Origin of the sequence: Oceaniglobus indicus (assembly GCF_002751875.1) — a bacterium.
Lineage (GTDB): Bacteria > Pseudomonadota > Alphaproteobacteria > Rhodobacterales > Rhodobacteraceae > Oceaniglobus > Oceaniglobus indicus.
In genome coordinates this window covers 318,004-343,500 of the sequence record NZ_NMZM01000002.1, presented here as the reverse complement: position 1 = coordinate 343,500, position 25,497 = coordinate 318,004, and the positions used below count along the sequence as shown (strand labels likewise).

The following is a 25,497-nucleotide window of genomic DNA, read 5'->3' as shown; positions in this document are numbered from 1 at the left end:
ACAGCGGCGGGGAAATTGCAGGGGTTTCCGTAACCTATCTGAAATGCCTGTGCCGTATAACACTCCCATGTACTCGGACAGGTTCGGGTCGAGGGGAAGAGGCGCGAAGGTGCGTCAGACGGGTCGGATCGGGGCAGGGGTGCCCTGATAACGGCGCAACCGCGGACCACCTCGCACAGTGCGATTGCCAGAACGGCAATGGCACACCGCCCGCCAACCGGCGCGGCAGTAACAGATCATCAGAATGACGTGCACAGCCAGACCGGGGCGCCATCGACGTTGATCCGACAGGGGCACGCGAACCCGTGCGTCGGAAAACCTTTTGCGTCGGCCGGTCCCGGTCGGCAAGGGCCGGCGATACGGCTGCACGACCACGGGTTGGCCGCATTGTCGGCGCCGCGACAGACAGGGAATAACGAGGGGAAAGACCATGATCGATCTTGAAACCAAGGCACGCCAACGCAGGCTGGATGCGCTGAGCAGGGTGCATGAGCAGCGCGTGAACATCTTCGCAAGCCGCGATTGCACGACTGACCGCCGCGTCGCATCGGTGATCGGTCACCTGTCGGATCTGCGCATCCGCATGGGCCGGCGGCGCATCATGTTCGGACAGTTTTCGGGCGAGCCGCTCAGACTTCGATGAATTTCTCGGTTTCCGGGTCCAGCGCAAGCAATGCGCCTTCGGCGATCTCTTTCCAGATACCGTGCAGGCTCAGACGTTCGGCCTTCACGGCCTCGGCGATGAAGGGAAACGTCATGAGGTTTTCCAGCGATACGATCACGGCGCGTTTCTCCAACTCGGTCCGGCGCATGGCGTCGTCACCTTCCGGCAGGCTTTCGAAACCGGGGCGCAGCAGATCCATCCACCGGCCGATGAAGCTGGTCTTCTGGTCCAGATCCGGCGCCTGGCCAGAACACATGTCGTAACAGCCCTGAACACCACCGCAGTTTGAATGACCAAGGACGATGACATGGGCCACGTGCAGCACATTGACCGCGTATTCGACGGCCGCCGACGTGCCGTGCTGCGCGCCGTCGGGTTCATAGGGCGGAACCAGGTTGGCGATGTTGCGATGGATGAAGAACTCGCCCTGTTCGGCACCGAAGATCGAGGTGACATGCACACGGCTGTCACAACAGGCGATGACCATGACACGGGGCCGCTGGCCTTCTTCGGCCAGGCGGCGATACCACGCCTTGTTCTCGACAAAGGTCGTGGCTTTCCACCCGTGATATCGCTGGGCGAGAAACGTCGGGAGCGGTCTGACGAAATCCATGGGCGGGCCTTTTTCCGGGTCTTTTACCGCTCATACCGAAAACCGACGGCGAACGGAATCGGAAAGCGAAATACCGACAGTCCTGCAACGATCCGGCGTTTGAAACGTTGCCCGGGTCGTGGCCGGGGCACGACGACACCGACTGCGGTGGGGGCCGACAGGGGAAACTATGGAAGATCAACAGAACATCCTGCGTCTGACGCTCTACGAAGCGGTGCGCATTAATCCGACCTCGATCGCCGCGCTGGGCCGCGATGACGGGGCCGGGCCGGCGGACGCGGGCGTTGCCGAAACGCTGGAAGACTTGGCGTTGTATCTTGCACAGTTGCCCGCCGCCTATCGCGACAGCCGGTTTCGCGATCTGGCGTCGGCCTGCTGCGAGATCGGCGAGATCGCCGGCGCGCTGGGTCTTGAGCGTCTGTCGCGGGTGGCGCGCACCGTCGCCGGCCTGACGGCGGGTGATGACAGTGTCGCGCTTGCGGCCAATCTGGCCCGGTTGATGCGGCTCGGAAACGAGGCGCTCAGCGTGATCTGGAATCTTCAGGATCGTATCGTCTGACCGCGCCGCCGGGCTTGCGGGCCGGGTCGGGAGCGTTAGGGTGTGCCGGGACAGAGTTCCGAGAAAGGCCACCCCGAATGTCCCCTGGTTTTGCAGACAATGCGTCACACTCCCGCCCGCTTTACCTGGTCGACAGCGATCAGGCCGAATCGTGGATCGCAGCCCAGGATCAGGTTGCCCGGCGCTGGGCCGAAGCACAGGGTTTCGCCGGTGCGCTTGGTGCCGTGCTGGTCGTTCCCGGCGACGACGGCACGCCGGCCATGGCCGCGGTGGGACTGGGCGATCCGGCAACGGCGGCGCGGCATCGCTTTGTTCTGGGCGGTGCGCGAGCCAGTCTGCCGCAAGGCGATTGGCATCTTGCCACCGATCTGACGCCAGAGGCGCGGGACGAAGCGGCGCTGGGCTGGCTGTTGGCCGGATACCGCTTTGACCGATATGCCGACGTCAAGCCCCCGAAGGCGATGCTGGTGGCACCCGAAGGCTGCGATACGGCCCGCCTGATCGCGATCGCCGAGGGCGAAAGTCTGACGCGCGATCTGATCAACACCCCGTCGTCCGACATGGGCCCCGCCGAGTTGGAACAGGCGGCGCGCGATCTGGCCGACAGCTTTGGCGCCGCGATCGAAGTCGTCACCGGTGACGACCTGTTGACGCGGAATTTCCCGATGATCCATACCGTCGGCCGGGCGTCCGATCGGGCGCCGCGCCTGATCGACATGACATGGGGCACCGCCGGGCCGCGCCTGACCCTTGTGGGCAAGGGCGTGTGTTTCGACACCGGGGGGCTGAACCTGAAGCCCGGATCGTCCATGGGTCTGATGAAAAAGGACATGGGCGGCGCGGCCACTGTTCTGGGCCTGGCGCGGATGATCATGGCGCTGAAGCTGCCGTTGCGGTTGCGCGTGCTGATCCCGGCGGTGGAAAATGCGGTGTCGGGCAATTCCTTCCGGCCCGGCGACATCCTGACCTCGCGCAAGGGGCTGACGGTCGAAATCAACAACACCGATGCAGAAGGGCGGCTGGTGCTGGCCGATGCACTTGCGTTGGCGGCCGAAAGCGACAGCGACCTGACGATTTCCATGGCAACGCTGACGGGGGCTGCGCGTGTCGCGGTCGGACCCGATCTGGCACCGTTCTATTGCGATGACGGCGAAATGGCCGCTGCCTTGTCCGATGCCGGAGGCCGGGTGCGCGATCCGCTGTGGCGCATGCCGTTCTGGGATCCCTATGAGACGATGATCGAGCCGGGGATTGCGGATTTGGACAATGCGCCGTCTGGCGGGTTTGCCGGATCGGTCACCGCCGCGCTGTTCCTGCGCCGTTTTGTCGGGGATGCCGCGCCCTATGTCCATTTCGACATCTACGGCTGGAACCCCACCGCCGCGCCGGCACGGCCCAAGGGCGGTGTCGGGCAGGGCGCGCGTGCCATCCTTGACGCGCTGCCGACGTTGCTGAAGCTGTGAGCGACCGGCGCGAAACCCCCGCGAACGGTCGGGTTGCCGCCGCCGAGCTGGTCGGCCTGGTCGAGGCCGACCAGTTCGTGGTGCCTACTCCCGCCCAAGTGCAGGATTTCGCCGCCGGGATTCACGCGGCACCGAACGGCCCGCTGGATCGGCACGCCCTGTTCGGCGATCTGCTGGACGTGTTCGAGCGGCGCGACGGATGGGCCTTCGTCCGCGCGCAGAAGGATGGCTATTGCGGGTATGCCCGCGAGTCGGCGCTGGGCGATCCGATGGCGCCCACCCATGCCGTACGCCATCGGGTGTCGCACATCTATCCCGACGCCGGGTTCAAGGCGCCGCCGTTGGTGCGATTGCCGTTCGGGGCACGCCTGACGGTGACCGGCGGGGATGACAAATGGGCCGGGGTCGAATGGTCGGGTGGCGGCGGGATCGTGCCGCGCGACCACTTGCGCGCGCTGGACGATCCGATGCCCGATCCGGCCGCGACCGCGCTGCTGTTTCTGGGCACGCCATACCTCTGGGCGGGCAATACCGCCGATGGGATCGATTGTTCGGGGTTGGTGCAGGCCTGTTGCCTTGCCGCCGACATTTCCTGTCGCGGCGACAGCGACCAGCAATCGCGCACCTTGGGCACCGTGTTGCCCGCCGGGGCGGACCTGCGCCGCAACGATGTGCTGTTCTGGAAGGGTCACGTCGCGCTGGTCGAAGATCCCGAAACGATGATCCATGCCACCGCCAACGGCATGACCACCCTGCGCGAGGATATCGCAAAGGCGGTCCGCCGGATCGAGGCGGGAGGCGATGGTCCCGTGACGATGCACCGGCGTCTGGTGGTCTGACGCCGCCCTGAATGAAACCGGCGCGGCCGGTGCCGCGCCGTTCGTCGTCAGCCGTCCTGTCGGGTCAGAACCACCACCGATTGCCACCCGATGTCCAGCCTGTCGTTCGCGGCGTCGTCGCAGGCGATGTCGGCCTGCGCCGTATCCAGGCGACGGGTCCACGCGCCGTCGGGAAGGCATGCCACCATGTCGTCGCCGGTGTTGAAGAACGCCAGCACGTCCAGACCGGCCGTCGTTCGGGTGCGCATGCCGATGCAGGCTGTTGCGTCATCGCTCCAGTCCTCATCGGTCATCTCGCGGCCCGCGGGGTGCCACCAGGTGACGGTATTGTGCCCCTCGGCGGGTTCGCTGACCGCCCAGTGCGATGACACGTAACCCGGCATCGATTTGCGCAGCGACAGCATTGCCGCCACGGCATCGGTCAGCGCCTCGTCGGCGTTGTCCCAATCCAGCCATGCCAGTTCGTTGTCCTGGCAATAGGCGTTGTTGTTGCCCTGCTGGCTTTGCCCGAATTCATCCCCGGCCAGGATCATCGGCGTGCCCTGGCACAGCGCCAGCGTGGCCAACATCCCCTTCACGCGGCGAAAGCGCGCCTCGAGGATGGCGGGATCGTCGGTCGGGCCTTCGGCGCCCAGGTTGTGCGACAGGTTGTGGTCGTGGCCGTCGTTTCCGTCTTCGCCGTTGGCATCGTTGTGCTTGTCGTCATAGGACACGGTGTCGTGGGTGGTGAACCCGTCATGGGCGGCGATGAAGTTGATCGACGACGTGGCCGGGCGGTTGGAATGCTGGAACTGCACCGGCGATCCGGTCAGCCGTTCGCCCATGGCCGAGGCGAGGCCCGGATCGCGCCGCCAGAACGCGCGGATATCGTCGCGCGCCTTGTCGTTCCATTCGCGGAACGGCCAGGGAAATCCGCCAACCTGATAGCCACCTTCGCCGATGTCCCAGGGCTCGGCGATCAGTTTGACGCCCGACAGCACGGGATCCTGGCGGATCGCGGCAAAGAACGCGCCCTCACGCTCGAACCCTGTCGCCTCGCGCCCCAAGGTCGATGCCAGGTCGAAGCGGAAGCCGTCGACATGCATGACCTCGACCCAATAGCGCAGCGAATCCAGCACCATGCGCAATACCATGGGATGCGCCACGTTCAGGGTGTTGCCCGTGCCGGTGGTGTCAAAGCTGTGGCGCTTGTCCTCGGACAACAGGTAATATGACGCATTGTCGATCCCGCGATAGGACAGGGTCGGCCCCATCTCGTTGCCTTCGCAGGTGTGGTTATAGACGACATCCAGGATCACCTCGATCCCGGCGCGGTGGAACCGGTCGACGGCGTGCTGCACCTCGGCGACGTGGCCGCTTTTCAGATAGGCCTGTTGCGGGGCAAAGAAGGACAGGGTGTTGTAGCCCCAATAGTTGCTCAGCCCCTTTTGCACCAGGAACTGATCGTTGGCGAAGGCATGGACCGGCAGCAGCTCGATCGCGGTGACGCCGACGCGGTGCAGGTGGTCGATCATCGCGTCCGACGCCAGGCCCGCGAAGGTGCCGCGATCCTCTTCGGGCACGCCGGGGTGGCGTTTGGTCAGACCCTTGACGTGGGCCTCGTAGATCACGCTGTCCGAGTAACGATGCCGCAGGGCGTTGGACTGGTCCCACTCATAGGCGTCCTGCACCACCATGCCCTTGGGCATGAAGGGCGCTGAATCCCGGTCGTCCATCACCGTGTCGTCGGTGCCGACGGTATAGCCGTGCAGCGCATCGTCCCATTCGATCTGGCCCACCAGTTCGCGCGCGTAGGGGTCGAGCAACAGCTTGTTGGGGTTGAACCGGTGGCCGTCTTCCGGCGCCCACGGTCCATGCACGCGGTAGCCATAGACCTGGCCGTGGCCGATTCCCGGCAGGAAACCGTGCCAGATGCCGCCTTCGGTTTCGGGCAGCGCAAGGCGGTGCAGTTCGGTCTGGCCCGTCTCGTCGAACAGGCACAGTTCGACCTTGGTGGCGTTGTCGGAAAACAGGGCAAAGTTGGTGCCGCCGTCGCGCACCCGTGCGCCAAGGGTGTGGGACTGGCCCAATGCGCGATCAAATTGGGGAGCCGTGGTGGTATCATTCATGACGGGCGTGACCTTGTGTATTGATGTTGTCCCGCCGGATCGATCCTTCGGGCGCTGCGGCTTCTTCTGGGGCCGCGTCGTTTCATCGCAGATAGGGCGCGCGCGCAGAATAAGAAGGCCGCCCCGGCCGCGGGTGTCATTATTCGCGCGGCGGTCGAGGGCCGGGTGCGATGTCGTCCTGCGCGACCGAGACGGATTTCACGATGCCGAAGCAGGCCATGCCCGGCGCAAGGCCCAGCGCGTCGGCCGACCGGCGGGTGATGCGTGCCAGCAGGCGGTCCTGGCCCGATTGCAACTGTACGATCACCCCCGGCCCCTGCCCCTGGCGCAGGGTGACGATCGTGGCCGGCAGGATGTTGAGGGCGGAGATCGCGCCCGGCCGGTCCAGCGCCAGAACGACGTCCTGTGCCGCGATACGCACCCGCATGGTATGGCCCGGCGCGGTTGCGACGCGGGGCAGGAACAGGCGTGTCGCGCTCAGCGCGATCTCGCTCAGGCCGTCGTCGTGATGTGCGATGACGCGGCCGGTCAGCAACGCGCCGGCGCCGCGCACTCCCATGGTCGGCACCGCTTCGGGATCGCCCAGGACGTCGGCGGTGGGCCCGGCGCGCACGACACGGCCGTCGTGGATGGCGATGACGGTGGTCGCAAGGCGGGCAACCTCGGACAGCGAATGACTGACGTGCAGGATCGGCACCCGTGCGTCGTCGCGCAGGCGTTCGATGAACGGCAGGATCTCGGCCTTGCGCGCCTCGTCCAGCGCCGCCATCGGTTCATCCAGCAGCAACAGGCGCGGGCGCGACAGCAGGGCGCGGCCGATGGCGACACGTTGCTTTTCCCCGCCCGACAGGGCTGCGGGGCGCCGGCCCAGCAGGGCTTCGATGCCCAGCAGGTCAAGGATGCGCGCCATGTCGTCGGCGTCGCGCCGCCCGCCGTTGAACCACCGCCCATAGGTCAGGTTCTGGCGCACCGACAGGTGCGGAAACAGGCGCGCGTCCTGAAACACGTATCCGATGCGTCGGCGGTGCGGCGGCAGCCAGATACCCGTCTGGCTGTCGCTCAGCACTGCGCCGCCCGATACGATCCGGCCCGCATCGGGGCGCAAAAGGCCCGCGACGGCGTTGATCACCGTCGTCTTGCCCGCGCCGGATCGCCCGAACAGGGTGGTCACGCCCGGCGGCGCCTCAAACGCGATATCGAGGGTCAGGCCGGGCAAACGATGACGCAGGGCGACCGACAGGCTCATGCGCCAGCCACGCGGCGCGCCGCCTTGCGCGACAACCATTCCGACAGCAACAGCGCGGCCATGGCGATGGCGACCGAGATCAGGACCAGGCGCAACGCCGCGCTTTCGCCGCCTGGAACCTGGATCAGCGCATAGATGGCCGACGGCAGGGTCTGTGTCTGGCCCGGAATGTTCGACACGAAGGTGATCGTGGCGCCGAATTCCCCCATCGCCTTGGCAAAGGCCAGGATCGCGCCGGTGATGATCCCCGGCAGCATCAGGGGCAGGGTGACGGTGGCAAAGATCCAGGGGCGCGACGCGCCCAGCGTTCCGGCGGCCTGTTCCAGCCGCGGATCCACGGCGTCCAGCGACAGCCGGATCGCCCGCACCATCAGCGGAAACGCCATGATCGCGGCGGCCAGGGCGGCCCCGGTCCAGCGGAACGCCAGGACGATCCCGAAGTGATCCTGCAGGAACGCGCCCACGGGGCCGCGCGTGCCGAACGTCAGCAACAGGATATAACCTGTGACGACCGGCGGCAGGATCAGCGGCAGATGGACCAGCCCGTTCAGCATCTGACGCCCCGGAAAGCGCCACCGCGCAAGGGCATGGGCGGTCAGGATCGCCAGCGGCAGGCTGAACAGCGTGGCCCAGAAGGCAACGCGCAGCGACAGGGCGATGGCGTCGATCTCCTGTGGGGTCAGCCATGTCATTCAGATCACTCCGGTCCGCGCAGCACCGTGAACCCCTGGGCTTCGAAAATCGCCGCCGCTGCCGGTCCTTGCAGGATTTCCAGCGCGGTGTCGATCTCGTCGTTGCGGCGGATGGCGGCCAGGGGATAGACGATCGGGGCATGGCTGTCGGCGGGGAAGGTCGCGGTGACATGCACGCGCAGTTCGGCGTTCGCATCGGTGGCATAGACCACGCCCAGCGGTGCCTCGCCCAGCGCGACCAGGGCAAGCGCGGCGCGCACATTGTCGGCCTGCGCGACCGATGGCGCCACATCCTCCCACAGGCCCAGCGATGTCAGCGCGGCCTTGCCATAGATCCCGGCCGGCACCGCATTGACCAGCGCCATGGCCAGACGGCCGCCGTTCAAGGCCCCGGCAAGGTCCGGATCGGCGGTCAGGTCCAGGGTCCGGGGTTGGTGCGAAATCAGGACCAGGCTGTTGCCCAGCAGGTCGGTGCGCGTGCCGGGAACGATCAGACCTGTCGATTCCAGGCGGTTCATCCAGTCGGTGTTGGCCGAGATGAAGATGTCGGCCGGGGCGCCCTGTTCGATCTGTCGGGCCAGGGTCGACGATCCGGCGTAGGAGATTGTCAGCACCGGGTCGTCCACCCCGGCCGCGATTTCATCCAGCGCGGTTTTCAGGCTCGCGGCGGCGAAGATGGTCACGTCGGCAACGGCGAGCGTCGGAAACAGGAAAAGACACAGGGTGACGGCACGCAGCATAGCGACAATCCTTGGTGGCGGCGTCCCTGACCATCGCCACCCCGTGTCACGGGTGCAACCGTTATTTCTGGTCGGTCACGACCAGCCGGTCCATTCCCAGTTCGTCGGCCAGCGCCGCGAAACCGTCCAGCGTGACCGGGTCCAGCGGAATGCCGTCGGCGCGGCGCCGGGCGGCTTCGGCCCATTCGCGGTCGCCCGGTGCCATCACCTTGGTGCCGGGGCGCGCGGGCGAATTGCGCAGCAGATCGAGATACCGGACCATCGCGGCCTTCACCAGCTCGCTTCCGGCAAAGGCCTCGGGGTCCAGCGCGATGACGAAGGCGCCACAGTTGCGCGGGGTCGAGAAGTCGGGCCCGCCCATCGGTGCGATGTCAGGCGACAGGCGCGTGCCGGTCATCACGGCTGAAAAGATCTCGGCAACGCCGCCGAGGGCCGCGCCCTTGAAGCCGAAGAAACCGCCCATGGGCGCCAGCATCGCGGCGGCATGGGGGTCGGTGGTGTCGACGCCGTTTTCGTCGGATGCGGCGTTCTCGGGCAGGGACGCGTTCAGCGACCGGTACAATTCGACCCGGTTGAACGGCACCGAAGAGGTGGCCATGTCCATCAGCCACGGATCGGCGGCCCCTGACGGGATCGCAACGGAAATCGGGTTGGTGCCGTGAAACCGCGACGCGCCGTCGTGCAGGCGCACGAAGCTGTCCGAGTTGCAGGTCGAAAACGCCAGCATTCCCTTTTTTGCCGCGCGCAGGGTATAAGCGCCCGCGGGGCCGAAGTGCGACGAATTGGTGATGCCGACCGCGCCAATCCCGGCCTCGCGGGCCAGATCACAGGCGTGGTCCATGGCGGTATAGGTCGGCAGCGCGCCTTGGGCATCGTCACCGTCCAGCATCCCCGATCCGGCACGGGTGCGCGTGAACTTCATCTTCGGCGTCTTGTTCAGCCGCCCGCCTTTCAGCGCCTTGGCATAATGCGGCATCAGCCGCACGCCGTGACTGTCGACACCGTGGATCGAGCCGTGCATCAGCGAATCGCGGCAGGCGTCCGCCGTCGCCTCGTCCGCGCCGATGCCCAGAAGCACGGCGCGCACGAAGGTCGAGACGTCGGAGACGTCGGCACGGGTCGTGCCTGCGAAGGTATTGGTCATTTGGATCGTCCTAGCGATAGATCAGGGTGGGCAGCCACATGGTGATGGCCGGCACGAAGGTGATGAGCAGCAGAACCGCGACCAGCGGGATCAGGAACGGCGCGGTGCCCGCGACGCATTTCTCGAACGGGATCTTGGCGACCCGGGCCAGAACATACAGAACCATCCCGACCGGTGGCGTCAGCAATCCCAGCATCAGGTTCAGCACCATGATGACGCCGAAGTGCACCGGATCGATGCCGATGTCGATCGCGATGGGCAGCAGCACGGGGACCATGATGGTGATCGCGGCAACGGTTTCCATGAAGCAGCCGACCAGCAGCAGGATCAGGTTGATCAGGATCAGGATCACCCAGGGCCGGTCGGACACCGCCAGCAGGGCCGCGGCAAACTGTTCGGGCACGCGGTTGGATGTCAGGATCCAGGCAAAGATCGCGGCGGCCCCGACCACCAGCAGAACGACCGCCGTGGTTTCGATGGTGTCATAGCTGACGCGCAGGAAGCGGGGCAGGGTCAGGGTGCGGTACACGACCAGCCCCAGGAACAGCGCCCAGGCACAGGCAGCCACGGCCGCTTCGGTGGGGGTGAAGGCACCGGTCAGGATGCCGCCGACGATGATGACCGGGGTCAGCAGCGACAGGAACGCGCGCTGGAACGTCGACCACAGCACCGACCAGTAGAACGGCTGATCGCGCGGAAAACCCTTGCGGCGGGCAAACCACGAGATCATCAGCATCAGCGATCCGGCCATCAGGATGCCGGGGATAAAGCCGGCCACGAACAGCTGGCCGATGGAGGCACCGGCGACGACGCCGTAGATCACCATGGGCAGCGAAGGTGGAATGATCGGTCCGATGGTCGATGACGCGGCGGTGATGCCGACGGAAAAGCCCGCATCGTAGTTGGCATCGCGCATCGCCTTGATCTCGATCGCGCCAAGGCCGCCGGCATCGGCGACGGCGGCGCCCGACATGCCCGCGAAGATCACCGAGGCGCCGACGTTGACGTGGCCCAGACCACCGCGCATCCACCCGACAAGGGCCAGCGCAAAGTTGAAGATCCGTTCCGTGATGCCGGCGGTGTTCATCAGGTTGCCCGCGAGGATGAAGAACGGCACGGCCAGCAACGGAAAGCTGTCGACGCCATTGATCATGCGGTGCGCGACGATCATGGGCGGCGGCGAGCCGTTGGCGATGATGAAGATCGCCGATGCCCCGGCAAGGGAGACGGCGACGGGAACGCCGACCAGCAGCATCCCGAAAAGCATGACGAATAGCCAGATGATATCCAAGGTCGGCGCTCCTAGTCGCGAAGGGGGGTAATGTCGGCGAATTTTTCCGGGTCGATCAGCGGGCTGGTGCCCGACCGCAGGTGCCGCACGAGGTTCCACAGGGAATACAGCGCCATGGCAACGAAACAGACCGCGACATACCAGTAGATCGACGATTTGGGCACGTTGAGCGACACCATCATCTGGTTGGTGCGTCCGGCGATCTGGGTGCACAGGAACGCCAGCAGCGAAAAGAACGCCGTGGAGGTGAGGTCGATCAGGAACTGCGCAACGCGCCGCCCGCCCCGTGGCACCCAGCGATAGATGAATTCGACGGCGATATGCGTGCGCTTGCGTGTTGCCATGATGGCACCGGTGAAGGTGACGCCGATCAGCAGGAAGCGCGCGATTTCCTCGGTCCAGCCCAGCGAATCGTTCAGCACGTAGCGCGTGAAGAATTGCAGGAAGACGATGAACGCGAGAACCCAGAACATGATCAGGACCGGGCCGTCATCCCATTGCAGGTCCGAGAGGTCGATCTTTTCCTCTTCGAGATGAATGGGTTGTGTGATGTGTTCGGTGCCCGTCGGGGGCGGAACGTCTGCCATGGGCGGGCTCCTTCAGAGAGGGGCGAGGGCGGCGCGAACCGCCCCCGCGTCAATGTCACTCGATCGCTTGCAGGCGGTCATAGGTGGCCTGATCCCAGGTCGCCGAATCGCCGTTGTGCAGCTTTTTCACGGCCTCGATGAACGGGCCACGGTCCACTTCGTTGACGGTCACGCCCTCGCCACGGAACCATTCGACCAGCTCGCTTTCGGCCTGGATGATCTTGTCGGTCGCGCAGGCGGCGGTTTCGACGGTCACATCCGACAGCGCCTTGCGGTCGGCTTCGTCCATCGCGTCCCAGGCCGGGCCGCCGACGATGGTCAGCAAGGCGTCGGTGATGTGGCCGGTCAGGTTGATGTTCTTCTGAACCTCATAGAACTTCTTGGCCTGGATGGTGGGCAGCGGGTTTTCCTGACCGTCCACGGTGCCCTGCTGCAGCGCCAGATAGACCTCGGCAAAGGCGATGGGGGTCGGGTTGGCGCCGACCGCCTGGGGGAACATCATGTAAAGGGGGGCGTTCGGCACCCGGATCTTCATGCCCTTCATGTCGTCGGGGGTCAGGATGGGGTCGTTCGACGTGGTGTGCCGCGCGCCGTAATACGTCATCGCGGTGATGTGGTTGTTGGTGGCGTCGGTGTATCCCTGTGCCAGCTCGTCGAACAGGTCCGAATTGCGGAACTTGTCCCAGTGGTCATAGTCGCGGAACATGAAGGGTGCGCCGCCGATGGCGATCGGGCCGAATGCGCGACCGGCAAACAGCTGGCCGGTATAGATGATGTCGACGGTGCCGAAGCCCAGGCCTTCGTTGATGTCCACTTCCTTGCCCAGCGACGACGCGGGGAACACCTCGATGCCGTAGCGGTCGTCGGTGGCCTTCATCAGCAGGTCGTTGGCGGCAACGGCGCAGGTGTGGAACGGTTCGCTGGACTCATAGACGTGTGCCCACTTCAGCTTGGTCTCGGCGGCGGCCGTGCCGGTCACCGCACCCAGCGCAAGCGCGGACGTTGCCGCAAGGCAAAGGGTTTTCATCATGTTCGTCATAGTAGCTCCTCCCGAGATCGGTCGTTCAAATCGCTGATTTCAAATCAGTCTGGCCCAACCTTACGTAAAGCGACCGGCAAGACAAGGGATATGGCGAACCCATCGGTCATCACCGGATCGGTATGGCGTCATGCAAAGGGCAGGCTTTACAGATCGCCGTCCTTGGCACAGATTTGCGCAGCATCCGGGTGAGGGATGCCCACATTTATCTGGCGCCAAGGCGTCGAGGGAGGAAACATCATGTCGAAGGCCAAGTTCCTGAGCGCCGTGGCGCTGGTGGCGGCAACGCTGCCCGCCGCCGGTTTCGCGGACACGTCCGACAAGCGGATCGCGCTGTCGAACAACTATGCCGGCAACTCGTGGCGCCAGGCGATGCTCGAATCATGGGCCAAGATCGGCGATCAGGCCGTGTCCGATGGCGTCATCGCCGCCGCCGACGCGTTCACGACCTCGGAAAACCAGGCGACCGAACAGGCCGCGCAGATCCAGAACATGATCTTGCAGGGCTATGACGCCATCGTCATCAACGCCGCATCGCCCACCGCGCTGAACGGTGCAATCGCCGAAGCCTGCGGCGCGGGAATCACCGTGGTGTCGTTCGACGGCATCGTGACCGAACCCTGCGCCTGGCGCATCGCCGTCGATTTCAAGGAAATGGGCCGGCAGCAGGTCGAATACCTGGCCGAGCGGATCGAGGACGGCGGCAACCTTCTGGAGATCCGCGGCCTTGCGGGCGTGTTCGTCGACGATGAAATCCACGCCGGCATCGCGCAGGGCGTCGAGGAAAACGACAAGTTCACCATCGCCGGCGAAGTGAACGGCGACTGGGCGCAGGACGTCGCGCAGAAGGCCGTGGCCGGCATCCTGCCGTCGCTGCCCGAAATCGTCGGTGTCGTGACCCAGGGGGGCGACGGTTACGGCGCGGCCCAGGCGATCAAGGCCGCCGGTCGCGACACGCCGATCATCGTTCTGGGCAACCGCAAGGACGAGATGCAGTGGTGGGCCGAACAGCGCGACGCCAACGGCTATGAAACCATGTCGCTGTCGATCGCGCCGGGTGTGTCGACGCTGGCGCTTTGGGTCGCGCAACAGATCCTGGACGGCGCCGAGGTGCCGAAGGATCTGACGGTGCCGTTCCTGACCGTGACGCAGGACACGCTGGACGAGGCGTTGGAAAGCACGCCGGACGGATCGGTTGCCAACGTCGAATACTCGCTGGATGACGCCAAGGCCGTCATCGCCGAAGCGCAATAAGGCAAGGCACAGCTTATCATGGCAACCGAACCCCTGGTTGTCCTCTCGAACGCGCGGATGCACTTTGGCAGTGTCCGCGCGCTCGACGGGGTGGACCTGTCGATTTCATCGGGCGAATGCGTCGGGCTGATCGGCCACAACGGCGCCGGCAAATCCACCGCCGTCAACCTGATCAACGGCGGCCTGACGGCCACCGATGGCGACGTGACCTATACCTTGCCCGACGGGTCCACCGCGACCGGTGCGGCGGCGGCGCGGGCCGCCGGTGTGCGCTCGGTGTTTCAGGAACTGTCATTGTGCCCGAACCTGACCGTCGAAGAAAACATGCGCGTGCCGCAGCGCGACCTGACCGGTGCCGGATGGCGCAAGCGCGCCCGCGTGCGCATCGCCGCGGCGCTTGACGCGGTGTTTCCGGGCCATGGCATCGACGCGGGCGCGGAAGTGGGCGACCTGTCACTGGCCGAACGCCAGATGGTCGAGATCGCCATCGGCTTTTCCGACGGTCCGGTGCCCGCGCGGCTGGTGATCCTGGACGAACCCACGTCGTCGCTGGACGCCGGAATCGCCGGACAGTTGACCGACTACGTCCGCGGGTTCTGCGCCGGGGGCGGCGCGGTGATCTTCATCTCGCACATGCTGGGCGAGGTGTTCGACGTCGCCACCCGGATCGACGTGCTGAAGGACGGCAAGATCACCGATTCGCGCGCGGTGGGCGATTTCACCCAACAGGGCCTGATCGACGCCATGGGACATGTCGCGTCGGAAGCGGCGAAACAGGCGGCGGACCCGAACCGCATCGGTGACGAGGTGCTGACGACCGATGAAGGGCTGAGCGCGCGGCGTGGCGAACTGGTCGGCCTGTCCGGCCTGGCCGGGCACGGACAGGCGGCGGCGCTGGCGCGGTTCTATCTGGCGCGCTCTGCCGGGCGCGGGCAGGTCCGCAACCCCGACGTCTGTTTCGTGGCGGGCGACCGGGTGCGTGACGGCGTCATGCCGCTGTGGTCGATCCTGCGCAACGTGTCGCTGACCGCACTGGCATCGATGACCCGCTTCGGCCTGGTCGACCGCGAGGCGGAACGCGCGCTGGGCGCCGATTGGAAGAAACGCATGGGGATCAGGACCGACGACATGGGCAACCCGATCCTGTCGCTGTCGGGTGGCAACCAGCAAAAGGCCCTGTTTGCCCGCGCGCTGGCGTCGTCTGCGGATATCGTCGTGATGGACGACCCCATGCGCGGCGTCGACGTCGGCACCAAACAGGACGCCTATGCGATGATCCGCGCCGAGGCCGAACACGGCCGCACCTTCCTGTGGTATTCCACCGAAACCGAAGAAGTGTGCCAATGCGACCGCGTCTTCGTGTTCCGCAATGGCGCGATTTCCGCCGAACTGACGGGTGACGACATCAACGAACAGAACATCCTTGCCGCGTCCTTCGAGATGCAGGGGCAAACGTCATGAACGCCAGATTCCGCATCCTGTTGCCCATTGCGTCGCTGGCGGTTCTGCTGGCCGCGACCTTCTACATGCAGCCCCGCGCGATGAGCTATTTCGGCCTGAACCTGCTGTTCAACCTGGCCGTGCCCATCGCCCTGGCGACCGTGGCGCAGATGATGATCATCATGGTCAACGACATCGACCTGTCGGTGGGCACCTTCGTCAGCTTCGTGGCCTGCGTCACCGCCACCTATCTGAACGACGCACCGCTGATCGGGGCGCTGATCCTGTTGGCGGCGATTGCCGGATACGCGGCCATCGGCGCGCTGATCGAGTTGCGCCAGCTGCCCGCAATCGTGGTGACGCTGGGCATGTCGTTCGTCTGGGGCGGCCTGGCGATCCTGATCCTGCCGTCGCCGGGCGGCACCGCGCCGACGTGGATCCGCACGATCATGACGGTGAAACCGCCCCTGGTGCCCATGGCCATCGTCGCGTCGGTTCTGATCGCCGTGATCGCGCATCTTCTGATCATGCGCACGTCGTCGGGCGCGCTGTTGCGGGCCGTGGGTGGCAATGCGCGGGCGGTGGCGCGCTCGGGCTGGTCGCTGGTGCGGCTGAAGGCGGCGGCCTATGGGCTGGCCGGTGTGTTCGGCGCTGCCTCGGGGATCTGCCTTGTCGGGCTGACGACCTCGGCCGATGCGAACATCGCGCTGCGCTATACGCTACTGTCCATCGCGGGCGTGATCCTGGGCGGCGGCGAATTCACCGGCGGCCGGATTTCCCCGGTGGGTGCCGTGATCGGTGCGCTGACGCTGGCACTTGCGGGCAGTTTCCTGTCGTTCATGCGCCTGTCGCCCGATTGGCAGATCGGGGCGCAGGGTGCGATCCTGATCCTTGTGCTTTCCGTGCGCCTGTTGTTTGCCCGGTCGAACCGGAAAAAGGGAGCGGCGCAATGACGATCTGGAAAGCGCCATGGTTCTGGTCCTGGGCGGCGGGTGCGCTGGCCTTCGCGGCCACGCTGTTGCTGACCGATGGGCGCAACGGCGGCGACCTGTTGTCGGCCGCCCTGACCTTTGCGTCATTTTCCGCCATCGTGGGCATCGGGCAGATGTTCGTCATCACCCTTGGCCCGGGAAACGTCGACCTGTCGATTCCCGCCAGCATGACCCTGGCCGGGACGCTGTCGCTGAAGTTCATGGGGGGTGACGCCGCGCTGATCGTTCCGGGCCTGATGGTCGCGCTGGGCGTCGGATTCGGCGCAGGGGTCTTCAACTATCTGCTGATCCGCCTGCTGCGGATTCCGCCGATCATCGCCACCCTGTCGGCGTCGTTCATCTTTCAGAGCATCGCGATCTGGTCGAACCGGGGCCTGCGGATCAAGCCGCCGCAATCCCTGTCGGATTTCACCACCGGTGCGACCCTTGGTGTGCCGAACCTCGCGCTGGTCGCGCTGGTTCTGGCGGTTATCGCATGGGTGATCCTGGATCGCAGCATCTTTGGCCGCTGGCTGTCTGCCTTCGGCCAGAATGAACGCGCGGCCCGCCTGTCGGGCGTTCCCATCGAAGGGGTGCGCGCGCTGACCTATATCGGATGCGCGACCCTGGCGGGATTGACCGGCTTTCTGCTGGCCAGCTTTTCGGGCGGGGCGGCGTTGAACATGGGAACCGAATACCTTCTGGTGTCCATCGCCGTCGTCGTGATCGGCGGCAGTTCCATCGCCGGGGGCAATTCCAACGTGCCGGGAATCTGGGGCGGCGCGTTGTTCATGTTCCTCATCGTGTCGATGCTGAACTCATACGGCCTGGGCGCCGGGGTGCGCCTGATCGTCACCGGCGGCATCATCATCGGCATCGTCGCCGCAGCCTCGAAAAAGGGAGCAAGAGCATGAACCGCAGACCCGAGTGTTACGAGATTCACGACCAACGCTTTGCCGGGCTGGTGCAGGGCAATGCGCACCTGCGCCAACTGGCCACGGGGTTCGAATGGACCGAGGGGCCGGTGTGGTTTCCGGCGCAGCAGGTGATGCTGTTTTCCGACATCCCGGCGAACCGCATGATGCGCCTGACCATGGACGGCAACTGCACCACCTTCCGCCAGCCCAGCCAGTATTCCAACGGCAACACCCGCGATCCGCAGGGGCGGCTGGTGTCGTGCCACCACGGAACGCGCGCCGTCACCCGCACCGAACACGACGGCACCATCACGGTTCTGGCCGACAGCCATGACGGCAAGCGGCTGAATTCGCCCAACGACGTTGTGGTGAAATCCGATGGCGCGGTGTATTTCACCGATCCGACCTATGGCATCCTGTCGGATTACGAGGGGTATAAGGCAGACCCCGAACAGGACGCGCACAACGTGTTCCGCATCGACCCGAAGGATGGTGCGATCGCGTCGGTGATTTCCGATTTCACGCAACCCAACGGATTGGCGTTCTCGCCCGACGAACGGCTGCTCTATGTTGCCGAAAGCGGATCGAGCCATGATCCCGAGGTGCCGTCGATCATCCGCGTGTTCGACGTGCAGGGCGATGGCAGCGTGACCGGCGGCGATACGTTCTGCACCATCGACAACGGGCTGCCGGATGGATTCCGGGTGGATACCGATGGGCGGATCTGGTGTTCGGCCGCCGATGGTGTGCATTGCTTTGCGCCCGACGGCACGCTGCTGGGCAAGATCCTGGTGCCCGAGGTGGTGTCGAACCTGTGTTTTGGCGGTGCGCGCGGCAACCGGTTGCTGATCACCGCCACCACGTCGGTCTATTCCGTGCCGGTGAACGCGCGCTCGGCCGAAAACCGCTAGGGCGGTGGCGCCACGCTGGCGCGGCGGATCAACTCCAGCGGGATCCGTCGCGATGGGGCGGTCAGGCTTTGCGCCGCGATCATCGACAGCATGACCTCGCCCGCCTCGCGCCCGATCCTTGTGCGGGGCTGGCGAACCGACGTCAGACCGGGCGTCAGATGTGCCGAAACCTCGATATCGTCGAAGCCGATGACCGAGACGGCATCGGGCACCCTCAGGCCCGCGCGTTGCACCGCGCCGATGAAACCACAGGCCATTTCGTCCGAACTGCAAAACACCGCGGTTGGGCGATCCTTCAGGGCCAGCCATTCCGCCGCGGCCCGTGCCCCCGACTCCAGCCCGAAATCGCCGGGAAAGGTCCAGTCGTCGCGCAGCGCGCTGCCGAGGGTCGCAAGGGTCGCGCGGACGCCGTGCAGCCGGCTTTCGGTCAGGACATTGCCGGCCGGGCCGGTAATGTGGCCGATGCGACGATGCCCCGTCTGCCAGAAATGACGCACGGCCACGGCGGCCCCCTCGACGTTGTCCACGGTGATTGATGGCAGGTCATCGTCCATCCATTCACAGGCCAGAACCACCGGCGGGCCCGCCACCCTGTTGCACAGATCGCCGCGGGGTAGACGGGCATCCAGCAGGACCAGGCCATCGGCGATGCCGCTGTGGATGTAATGCGACAACTGCCGGGCCGGATCGGGCGCGACTTCGGTGTCGGCCACCAGCAACCCGTATCCCGCAGCGCTGAACACGCCGGCCATGCCCGACAGGATCTGCGAGAAGAACGGGTTGGCCAGACGCGGCACCAGCGCGACGATGCTGCCGGTGCGTTGACGCCGCAGGTTGCGGGCGGTGTGGTTCACCCGGTAGCCGGTGGCGCGCACCGCTTGCATCACCGCGTCGCGCGTCGATGTCGAAACCATGCCCGGCTGTGACAACGTCCGGCTGACCGTGGCGGTCGAAACCCCCGCCAGACGCGCGATGTCCTTGATTCCGATTGCCTTGCCGTTCACGCCGATCCTCCGAAACACGCCGCACCATGGTGCCGGAAAAATTCCTTGTAAACGCATTGACGCAGAGTATGGTAGGTTTGCAAACGATTACATCATGCGGGCGTCCGATCAAGTGGCGCCAATCGCAAGCGACGTCTGGGAGGACACGGCATGAAGACGATGAAGGGCCCCGCGCTTTTCCTGGCGCAGTTCGCCGGAGACGAAGCGCCGTTCAATTCATGGGATGCGATCACCAAATGGGCCGCCGATTGCGGCTATGAAGGTGTTCAGGTGCCCAGCTGGGATGCGCGCTTCATCGACCTCGCCAAGGCCGCCGAAAGCAAGGATTACTGCGACACCTTCAAGGGGCAGGCCCGCGAGAACGGGGTCGAGGTGACCGAGCTTTCGACCCACCTTCAGGGTCAGCTTGTCGCGGTGCATCCGGCCTATGACATCGGGTTCGACGGGTTCGCGGCGCCGTCCGTCCACGGTGACCCGAAGGCGCGACAGGCCTGGGCCGTGGATCAGGTCAGGCAGGCGTTGACGGCATCCAAGAACATGGGCCTGACCGCCATGGCCAGCTTTTCGGGCGCCCTGGCTTGGCCCTACATGTATCCGTGGCCGCAGCGCCCCGCCGGTCTGATCGAGGCGGCGTTCGACGAGCTGGCCAAACGCTGGCGTCCGCTGCTGGATCATGCCGAAGATTGCGGCGTGAACGTCTGTTACGAAATCCACCCCGGCGAAGACCTGCACGATGGCATCACGTTCGAGATGTTCCTTGAGCGGGTGAACGGCCACAAGCGGGCGATGATGCTGTACGATCCGTCGCATTACCTGCTGCAACAGCTCGACTACATCGACCACCTTGACATCTATGCCGACCGGATCGGCATGTTCCACGTCAAGGATGCCGAGTTCAATCCGACGGGGCGGCAGGGCGTCTATGGCGGCTATCAGCCGTGGATCGACCGCGCCGGCCGGTTCCGCAGCCCGGGCGACGGACAGGTTGATTTCGCCACCATCTTCTCCAAACTCGCCGCGATGGATTTTGACGGCTGGCCGGTGGTCGAATGGGAATGTTGCCTGAAACACCCCGAGGACGGCGCCCGCGAAGGGGCCGCCTTCGTGCGCGACCACATCATCCGCGTCACCGACAAGGCGTTCGACGATTTCGCTGACGGCGGAACCGACGATGCCGCAAACCGCAAGATGCTGGGGATCGACTGATGACAAAATTTGCAGACCGCACCGGCCCGATCCGCCTTGGCATGGTCGGCGGCGGACAGGGGGCGTTCATCGGGGGCGTGCACCGGATCGCGTCGCGCATAGACGGTGAATATACGCTGACCGCCGGCGCGCTGTCGTCCACACCCGAAAAGGCCCAGGCCTCGGCGGCGGATCTGGGGTTGGACCCTTCGCGCAGCTATGACGACTTCAAGGCGATGGCCATGCGCGAGGCCAGGCTGAAGGACGGGATCGAGGCGGTGGCGATCGTCACGCCCAACCACATGCACGCGGCGGCTGCGATCGAATTCCTGAAACGCGGCATTCACGTGATCTGTGACAAGCCGCTGACGTCGACCCTGGCCGAGGCCCGCAAACTGGCCCGTGCGGCGGAAAAATCCGATGCGCTGTTCGTCCTGACGCACAATTACACCGGCTATCCGATGATCCGTCAGGCCCGCGCGATGATCGAGGCGGGCGAATTGGGCAGGATCCGCGTCGTGCAGGTCGAATATCCGCAGGACTGGCTGGCCGAAGCGCCGGCGCCCGACAACAAGCAGGCCGCATGGCGCACCGATCCGGAAAAATCCGGCGCCGGCGGGTCGACCGGTGACATCGGTACCCATGCCTTCAACCTGGCCCGGTTCGTCACGCAACTGCCGCTGCACAGCCTGGCCGCCGATCTGGATCATTTCGTCGATGGCCGGACGCTGGACGACAACGCCCACGTGATGCTGCGCTTTGACGGCGGGGCCAAGGGGATGCTGTGGTGTTCGCAGGTGGCGGTGGGCAACGAAAACGGTCTGCGTCTGCGGGTATACGGCGACAAGGGCGGCGTTGAATGGACGCAGGAAAATCCGACGAACCTGTGGTTCACGCCGCTGGGCGAACCCAAGCGCCTGCTGACCCGTGCCGGTGCGGGCACCGGCGACGCCGCCGCGCGCGTCTCGCGTATTCCGGCGGGTCACCCCGAAGGTTATCTGGAAGGATTCGCCAACATCTATACCGAAGCGGCGCGCGCGATCCGCGCCCATCGCAACGGGGCACCGGTGCCCGACGGCGTGATGTTCCCGACCATTGACGACGGATTGGAAGGCATGGCGTTCATCGATGCCTGCGTGCGGTCGTCGAAACGTGACGGCGCGTGGGTCACCCTGTCGTGAGCGATCCGATCCTGGCCATTCGCAACGTCAGCCGCAGCTTCGGCCCCGTCCAGGTGCTGTTTGATGTGGATTTCGACCTGCGCGCGGGCGAGGTGCACGCCCTGATCGGCGAAAACGGCGCGGGCAAGTCCACGACGATGAAGATCCTTGCCGGATATCAGCCGCCGACATCCGGCGACGTTCTGCTGGATGGCAAGCCGGTCGTCTTCGACGATGCCCAACACGCCGAGGCGCAGGGCATCGTGATGATCCACCAGGAATTCAACCTGGCGCAACAACTGTCGGTGGAAGAGAACATCTTCCTCGGGCGCGAATTGCGCCGTGGTCCGTTCCTGGATCACAAGGCGATGCAGGACGAAAGCCGCCGGTTGCTGGACCGTCTGAACTGTCCCGTCGATCCGCGCGCCAAGATTTCCGACATTTCCGTGCCGAACCGGCAAATGGTTGAAATCGCCAAGGCGCTCGGCCGCGATGCCCGTGTCCTGATCATGGATGAACCGACCGCCGTGCTGACGGCCCGCGAAACCGATATCCTGCTGGATCTGATCGACCGCCTGCGCGCCGAAGGCTGCGCGATCCTCTATACCTCGCACAAGCTGGATGAAATCGCGCGCATCGCCGATCGCGTGACGGTTCTGCGCGACGGTCATCGCGTGTTCGAAGGCCCGGCCAAGGGCATGACGCAGGACGCCATGGCCGAGGCGATGGTGGGGCGCGAACTGTCGAACCTGTTCAAACCCAAGGGCAAGCCGCAGGACCAGACCGTTCTGGAGGTCAGGAACCTGGGCGTTGCCGGACTGGTGCACGATGCCAGCTTCCATCTGAACAAGGGCGAGGTCCTGGGATTCGCCGGGCTGGTCGGATCGGGGCGGACCGAGCTGATGGAGGGCGTGACCGGCCTGCGCGATGCGACCGGCACGGTCACCGTCCACGGCAAACCGCTGAAACCCGGTTCGATCCGCGCGGCACGCGAAGCGGGGCTGGTGTATCTGACCGAAGATCGCAAGGAAAAGGGTCTGTTGCTGAACAAGGGGCTGACCGAGAACCTGACCCTGCTGGCCCTGCACAAGTTCACCCACCCCTGGATCGACACTGCCGCCGAAGACCGCGCGCTGACCGACGCCATCGCGGAATTCGACATTCGAGCCGGGGATCGGAACATGAAGGCCGGCAACCTGTCGGGCGGCAACCAGCAAAAGTTGCTGCTGGGCAAGACGATGCTGGCCGATCCCGACATCGTCGTGATCGACGAGCCGACCCGCGGCATCGACATCGGCACCAAGCAGCAGATCTATGATTTCATCGTCGAACTGGCCGCATCGGGCAAATCCGTCGTCGTCATCTCGTCCGAACTGTCCGAGGTGATCGGCCTGGCGAACCGGGTCATGGTCATGGCATCGGGGCGGATCGTCGGCGAGGTTTCCGGCGACGACATCAACGAACGCACCATCGTGAAACTGGCGATGGGCATGACCAGCAAGGACGACGCAGCATGAGTGAGACGACCGCGAAAACATGGATGCCAAGCTTTCATGTGCTCGGCCCGCTTCTGGCGCTGATCGTGCTGATCATCCTCGGCGCGTCGATCAACTCGAACTTCCTGTCCTATGGCAACGTCACGAACGTCCTGGCGCGCTCGGCGTTCATCGGCATCATTGCGGTCGGCATGACCTTCGTGATCACGGCGGGGGGGATCGATCTGTCGGTGGGGTCCATGGCCGCGTTCGTCGCTGGCGTGATGATCCTGGTGATGAATGCGCTGATCCCGTCGATAGGCGTGACGGTGCCCGTCGTCCTGTTGGGCATGCTGACCGCGCTGGTCGCCGGGTTCATCGCCGGCTGGGTCAACGGCGTCCTGATCGCCACGGTCAAGATCGAGGCGTTCATCGTCACGCTGGGCACCATGGGGATCTATCGCAGCCTCGTGACGTGGCTGGCGGATGGCGGCACGCTGTCGCTGGATTTCGATCTGCGCGGGTTGTATCGCCCGGTGTATTACGATGGCCTGCTGGGCGTGTCGTGGCCGATCATCGTCTTCGCCCTGGTCGCGATCCTTGGCGAACTGGCCATGCGCCACCTGCCGTTCGGGCGCCATTGCGGCGCCATCGGCGCCAACGAACAGGTCGCCAAGTATTCGGCGATCAACGTCCAACGGACCCGCATCGCCACCTATGTCCTGCTGGGGATGCTGGTCGGGCTGGCCACCATCATGTACGTGCCGCGCCTCGGATCGGCCTCGGCCTCCACCGGTGTCCTTTGGGAGCTTGAGGCGATCGCCGCCGTCATCATCGGCGGCACAGCCCTGAAGGGCGGATATGGCCGGGTCTGGGGCACCGTCGTCGGTGTGCTGATCCTGTCGCTGATCGACAACATCCTGAACCTCGCCTCGATCGTCAGCCCGTATCTGAACGGCACGATCCAGGGCGTCATCGTCATCCTCGCGGTTGTGTTGCAACGCGGGAAGAAAACCGACGGGTAAGACCGCCGGAACATCCGCCCCCGACAGAGGGGCAACAGTAAGGGAGAGAGACATGCTCAGAAGATCCGTATTGGCCGGCGTCGCGCTTGCCGGAACGCTTGCCGCCGCACCGCTGGCGGCGCAGGACGCACAGGAATATACCATCGGGGTCGCCATTCCGTCGGCCACCCATGGGTTCATGGGCGGGCTGAACTTCCACGCCCAGGACACCATCAAGCGGCTGGAAGGCGTCTATCCGCAGCTGACCTTCGTGCTGGCCACCGCGGGCAACGCGGGCAAGATGGTGAACGACATCGAGGACATGGTCGCCACCCGCGACATCGATGCGCTGGTCGTGCTGCCGTTCGAATCCGAACCGCTGACCTCGCCGGTCAAGGCCGTCGCGGATGCCGGGATCTGGGTCACCGTGGTGGACCGCGGCCTGTCGCAGCCCGGAATCGAAGACCTCTACGTCGCGGGGGACAACCCCGGCTTCGGTCGCGTCGCAGGGGAATACTTCGTCGACAACCTCGAGTCCGGCTCGAAGATCGTGATCCTGCGCGGCATCCCGACCACGCTCGACAATGAGCGCGTCGAGGCGTTCGAGGCCGCATTGGACGGATCCGGGATCGAGATCCTGGACAAGCAGCACGGCAACTGGAACCGTGACGACGCCTTCAACGTCATGCAGGACTACCTGTCGAAATATCCCGAAATCGACGCGGTCTGGGCATCGGACGACGACATGGCCGTGGGTGTGATGGAGGCCATCGCCCAGGCCGGCCGCACCGAAGAGATGTGGGTGGTCGGCGGTGCCGGCATGAAGCAGATCATCAAGCGCATCATGGACGGCGATCCGCAACTGCCCGTCAACGTGACCTATCCGCCGGCGCAGATCTCGACCGCGATCGAGATGACGGCACTGGGCCTCGTGTCGCAGACGCCGGTATCGGGCCGCATGATCATCGGCTCGCAACTGGTCACGCCCGAGAACGCCGAACAGTTCTATTTCCCCGACAGCCCGTTCTGATCGGCGAAATCAATGCGATAGGAAAGGGAGCGGTGCGCCGCTCTCTTTTTCTTGCCTGAAATACTCAAGGCGCTCCATTTACCCCGCCAGATCCGGTCTGATCCGACGCGCGGGCGTCGCCCCGGGGCCCGTGGTGGCCGATCCCCAGCGGTGCGCGGGCG

The 25,497-nt window shown here is 65.3% G+C and carries 24 protein-coding genes; 14 read left to right on the top strand and 10 right to left on the bottom strand.

Annotation, left to right across the window (positions count from 1 at the left end):
- Positions 1 to 430: 430 nt before the first annotated feature.
- Positions 431 to 643, top strand: coding sequence for a hypothetical protein (locus CFP68_RS04190; protein ID WP_099824862.1), 213 nt, complete (start codon positions 431 to 433; stop codon positions 641 to 643).
- Here CFP68_RS04190 and CFP68_RS04185 read toward each other — a convergent pair.
- A complete protein-coding gene (locus tag CFP68_RS04185) occupies positions 630 to 1,277 on the bottom strand; it encodes a carbonic anhydrase (RefSeq protein WP_099824859.1) in 648 nt (215 codons plus the stop codon). The two genes, CFP68_RS04190 and CFP68_RS04185, sit on opposite strands and share 14 nt — an antisense overlap.
- Before the next feature lie 169 nt (positions 1,278 to 1,446).
- Here CFP68_RS04185 and CFP68_RS04180 point away from each other — a divergent pair, with 169 nt between their 5' ends.
- The 3 genes from CFP68_RS04180 (at position 1,447) to CFP68_RS04170 (ending at position 4,138) form a co-directional block, all read left to right on the top strand.
- A complete protein-coding gene (locus CFP68_RS04180) occupies positions 1,447 to 1,836 on the top strand; it encodes a hypothetical protein (protein WP_099824857.1) in 390 nt (129 codons plus the stop codon).
- 77 nt (positions 1,837 to 1,913) lie between these two features.
- On the top strand, positions 1,914 to 3,299 hold the full coding sequence (locus CFP68_RS04175; protein WP_099824855.1) for a leucyl aminopeptidase family protein: 1,386 nt from the start codon (positions 1,914 to 1,916) through the stop codon (positions 3,297 to 3,299).
- Complete coding sequence (locus tag CFP68_RS04170; RefSeq protein WP_099824852.1) at positions 3,296 to 4,138, top strand: C40 family peptidase; 843 nt, start codon at positions 3,296 to 3,298, stop codon at positions 4,136 to 4,138. Before CFP68_RS04175 ends, CFP68_RS04170 begins: the two co-directional genes overlap by 4 nt.
- A gap of 47 nt (positions 4,139 to 4,185) precedes the next feature.
- Here CFP68_RS04170 and glgX read toward each other — a convergent pair whose 3' ends face one another.
- From glgX to CFP68_RS04130, 8 genes are all read right to left on the bottom strand, one after another.
- On the bottom strand, positions 4,186 to 6,246 hold the full coding sequence (glgX, locus tag CFP68_RS04165; protein WP_099824850.1) for a glycogen debranching protein GlgX: 2,061 nt from the start codon (positions 6,244 to 6,246) through the stop codon (positions 4,186 to 4,188).
- Between the two features lie 139 nt (positions 6,247 to 6,385).
- On the bottom strand, positions 6,386 to 7,492 hold the full coding sequence (modC, locus tag CFP68_RS04160; RefSeq protein ID WP_099825316.1) for a molybdenum ABC transporter ATP-binding protein: 1,107 nt from the start codon (positions 7,490 to 7,492) through the stop codon (positions 6,386 to 6,388).
- Positions 7,489 to 8,184, bottom strand: a complete 696-nt coding sequence (modB, locus tag CFP68_RS04155) for a molybdate ABC transporter permease subunit (protein WP_099824848.1) — start codon at positions 8,182 to 8,184, stop codon at positions 7,489 to 7,491. The genes modC and modB overlap by 4 nt, the downstream gene beginning before the upstream one ends.
- A 5-nt stretch (positions 8,185 to 8,189) precedes the next feature.
- Positions 8,190 to 8,924, bottom strand: a complete 735-nt coding sequence (gene modA, locus CFP68_RS04150) for a molybdate ABC transporter substrate-binding protein (RefSeq protein WP_099824846.1) — start codon at positions 8,922 to 8,924, stop codon at positions 8,190 to 8,192.
- A gap of 61 nt (positions 8,925 to 8,985) precedes the next feature.
- Positions 8,986 to 10,068: an Ldh family oxidoreductase gene (locus CFP68_RS04145; protein ID WP_099824844.1), complete on the bottom strand. Its 1,083-nt coding sequence runs from the start codon at positions 10,066 to 10,068 to the stop codon at positions 8,986 to 8,988.
- Between the two features lie 10 nt (positions 10,069 to 10,078).
- Positions 10,079 to 11,359, bottom strand: a complete 1,281-nt coding sequence (locus CFP68_RS04140; RefSeq protein WP_099824842.1) for a TRAP transporter large permease — start codon at positions 11,357 to 11,359, stop codon at positions 10,079 to 10,081.
- A gap of 11 nt (positions 11,360 to 11,370) precedes the next feature.
- Entirely contained in the window at positions 11,371 to 11,946 is a 576-nt protein-coding gene (locus CFP68_RS04135) for a TRAP transporter small permease (RefSeq protein ID WP_099824840.1), read from the bottom strand.
- 55 nt (positions 11,947 to 12,001) lie between these two features.
- The gene (locus CFP68_RS04130) at positions 12,002 to 12,985 is read right to left on the bottom strand and encodes a sialic acid TRAP transporter substrate-binding protein SiaP (protein ID WP_099824838.1); all 984 of its coding nucleotides are present in this window, start codon (positions 12,983 to 12,985) and stop codon (positions 12,002 to 12,004) included.
- Between the two features lie 240 nt (positions 12,986 to 13,225).
- On the opposite strand from CFP68_RS04130, the gene CFP68_RS04125 reads away from it, so the two are divergent.
- From CFP68_RS04125 to CFP68_RS04105, 5 genes are read left to right on the top strand one after another with little or no spacing between them, the layout of a single operon-like run.
- A complete protein-coding gene (locus tag CFP68_RS04125) occupies positions 13,226 to 14,239 on the top strand; it encodes an ABC transporter substrate-binding protein (protein ID WP_099825314.1) in 1,014 nt (337 codons plus the stop codon).
- Positions 14,240 to 14,257: 18 nt separating this feature from the next.
- Positions 14,258 to 15,700 (top strand): ATP-binding cassette domain-containing protein, encoded by a 1,443-nt coding sequence (locus CFP68_RS04120; RefSeq protein WP_099824836.1) that lies wholly within the window; start codon positions 14,258 to 14,260, stop codon positions 15,698 to 15,700.
- Positions 15,697 to 16,632, top strand: coding sequence for an ABC transporter permease (locus CFP68_RS04115; RefSeq protein ID WP_099824832.1), 936 nt, complete (start codon positions 15,697 to 15,699; stop codon positions 16,630 to 16,632). The genes CFP68_RS04120 and CFP68_RS04115 overlap by 4 nt, the downstream gene beginning before the upstream one ends.
- Positions 16,629 to 17,564, top strand: a complete 936-nt coding sequence (locus tag CFP68_RS04110; protein ID WP_099824829.1) for an ABC transporter permease — start codon at positions 16,629 to 16,631, stop codon at positions 17,562 to 17,564. The genes CFP68_RS04115 and CFP68_RS04110 overlap by 4 nt, the downstream gene beginning before the upstream one ends.
- Complete coding sequence (locus tag CFP68_RS04105; RefSeq protein ID WP_099824827.1) at positions 17,561 to 18,478, top strand: SMP-30/gluconolactonase/LRE family protein; 918 nt, start codon at positions 17,561 to 17,563, stop codon at positions 18,476 to 18,478. Before CFP68_RS04110 ends, CFP68_RS04105 begins: the two co-directional genes overlap by 4 nt.
- Here the strand turns inward: CFP68_RS04105 and CFP68_RS04100 are convergent.
- The gene (locus tag CFP68_RS04100) at positions 18,475 to 19,482 is read right to left on the bottom strand and encodes a LacI family DNA-binding transcriptional regulator (RefSeq protein ID WP_241523944.1); all 1,008 of its coding nucleotides are present in this window, start codon (positions 19,480 to 19,482) and stop codon (positions 18,475 to 18,477) included. The genes CFP68_RS04105 and CFP68_RS04100 overlap by 4 nt on opposite strands.
- Positions 19,483 to 19,632: 150 nt before the next feature.
- Between CFP68_RS04100 and CFP68_RS04095 the strand changes: the two genes are divergently transcribed.
- From CFP68_RS04095 to CFP68_RS04075, 5 genes are read left to right on the top strand one after another with little or no spacing between them, the layout of a single operon-like run.
- Positions 19,633 to 20,688 carry a sugar phosphate isomerase/epimerase family protein gene (locus CFP68_RS04095; protein WP_099824823.1) on the top strand — a complete coding sequence of 352 codons (1,056 nt, stop codon included), beginning with the start codon at positions 19,633 to 19,635 and terminating at the stop codon, positions 20,686 to 20,688.
- Positions 20,688 to 21,848: a Gfo/Idh/MocA family protein gene (locus CFP68_RS04090; protein WP_099824821.1), complete on the top strand. Its 1,161-nt coding sequence runs from the start codon at positions 20,688 to 20,690 to the stop codon at positions 21,846 to 21,848. The genes CFP68_RS04095 and CFP68_RS04090 overlap by 1 nt, the downstream gene beginning before the upstream one ends.
- Positions 21,845 to 23,344: a sugar ABC transporter ATP-binding protein gene (locus tag CFP68_RS04085; protein WP_099824819.1), complete on the top strand. Its 1,500-nt coding sequence runs from the start codon at positions 21,845 to 21,847 to the stop codon at positions 23,342 to 23,344. The genes CFP68_RS04090 and CFP68_RS04085 overlap by 4 nt, the downstream gene beginning before the upstream one ends.
- Positions 23,341 to 24,327 (top strand): ABC transporter permease, encoded by a 987-nt coding sequence (locus tag CFP68_RS04080; RefSeq protein ID WP_099824817.1) that lies wholly within the window; start codon positions 23,341 to 23,343, stop codon positions 24,325 to 24,327. Before CFP68_RS04085 ends, CFP68_RS04080 begins: the two co-directional genes overlap by 4 nt.
- A 52-nt stretch (positions 24,328 to 24,379) precedes the next feature.
- A complete protein-coding gene (locus tag CFP68_RS04075; protein ID WP_099824815.1) occupies positions 24,380 to 25,336 on the top strand; it encodes an ABC transporter substrate-binding protein in 957 nt (318 codons plus the stop codon).
- The last annotated feature ends 161 nt before the right edge of the window (positions 25,337 to 25,497 follow it).

Bases quoted from the DNA above. Each gene is read 5' to 3' on its own strand.
- CFP68_RS04190 (WP_099824862.1), top strand. From the start codon at position 431: ATGATCGATCTTGAAACCAAGGCACGCCAACGCAGGCTGGATGCGCTG.
- CFP68_RS04185 (WP_099824859.1), bottom strand. From the start codon at position 1,277: ATGGATTTCGTCAGACCGCTCCCGACGTTTCTCGCCCAGCGATATCAC.
- CFP68_RS04180 (WP_099824857.1), top strand. From the start codon at position 1,447: ATGGAAGATCAACAGAACATCCTGCGTCTGACGCTCTACGAAGCGGTG.
- CFP68_RS04175 (WP_099824855.1), top strand. From the start codon at position 1,914: ATGTCCCCTGGTTTTGCAGACAATGCGTCACACTCCCGCCCGCTTTAC.
- glgX (WP_099824850.1), bottom strand. From the start codon at position 6,246: ATGAATGATACCACCACGGCTCCCCAATTTGATCGCGCATTGGGCCAG.
- modC (WP_099825316.1), bottom strand. From the start codon at position 7,492: ATGAGCCTGTCGGTCGCCCTGCGTCATCGTTTGCCCGGCCTGACCCTC.
- modB (WP_099824848.1), bottom strand. From the start codon at position 8,184: ATGACATGGCTGACCCCACAGGAGATCGACGCCATCGCCCTGTCGCTG.
- modA (WP_099824846.1), bottom strand. From the start codon at position 8,924: ATGCTGCGTGCCGTCACCCTGTGTCTTTTCCTGTTTCCGACGCTCGCC.
- CFP68_RS04145 (WP_099824844.1), bottom strand. From the start codon at position 10,068: ATGACCAATACCTTCGCAGGCACGACCCGTGCCGACGTCTCCGACGTC.
- CFP68_RS04135 (WP_099824840.1), bottom strand. From the start codon at position 11,946: ATGGCAGACGTTCCGCCCCCGACGGGCACCGAACACATCACACAACCC.
- CFP68_RS04130 (WP_099824838.1), bottom strand. From the start codon at position 12,985: ATGACGAACATGATGAAAACCCTTTGCCTTGCGGCAACGTCCGCGCTT.
- CFP68_RS04125 (WP_099825314.1), top strand. From the start codon at position 13,226: ATGTCGAAGGCCAAGTTCCTGAGCGCCGTGGCGCTGGTGGCGGCAACG.
- CFP68_RS04120 (WP_099824836.1), top strand. From the start codon at position 14,258: ATGGCAACCGAACCCCTGGTTGTCCTCTCGAACGCGCGGATGCACTTT.
- CFP68_RS04115 (WP_099824832.1), top strand. From the start codon at position 15,697: ATGAACGCCAGATTCCGCATCCTGTTGCCCATTGCGTCGCTGGCGGTT.
- CFP68_RS04110 (WP_099824829.1), top strand. From the start codon at position 16,629: ATGACGATCTGGAAAGCGCCATGGTTCTGGTCCTGGGCGGCGGGTGCG.
- CFP68_RS04105 (WP_099824827.1), top strand. From the start codon at position 17,561: ATGAACCGCAGACCCGAGTGTTACGAGATTCACGACCAACGCTTTGCC.
- CFP68_RS04095 (WP_099824823.1), top strand. From the start codon at position 19,633: ATGAAGACGATGAAGGGCCCCGCGCTTTTCCTGGCGCAGTTCGCCGGA.
- CFP68_RS04090 (WP_099824821.1), top strand. From the start codon at position 20,688: ATGACAAAATTTGCAGACCGCACCGGCCCGATCCGCCTTGGCATGGTC.
- CFP68_RS04080 (WP_099824817.1), top strand. From the start codon at position 23,341: ATGAGTGAGACGACCGCGAAAACATGGATGCCAAGCTTTCATGTGCTC.
- CFP68_RS04075 (WP_099824815.1), top strand. From the start codon at position 24,380: ATGCTCAGAAGATCCGTATTGGCCGGCGTCGCGCTTGCCGGAACGCTT.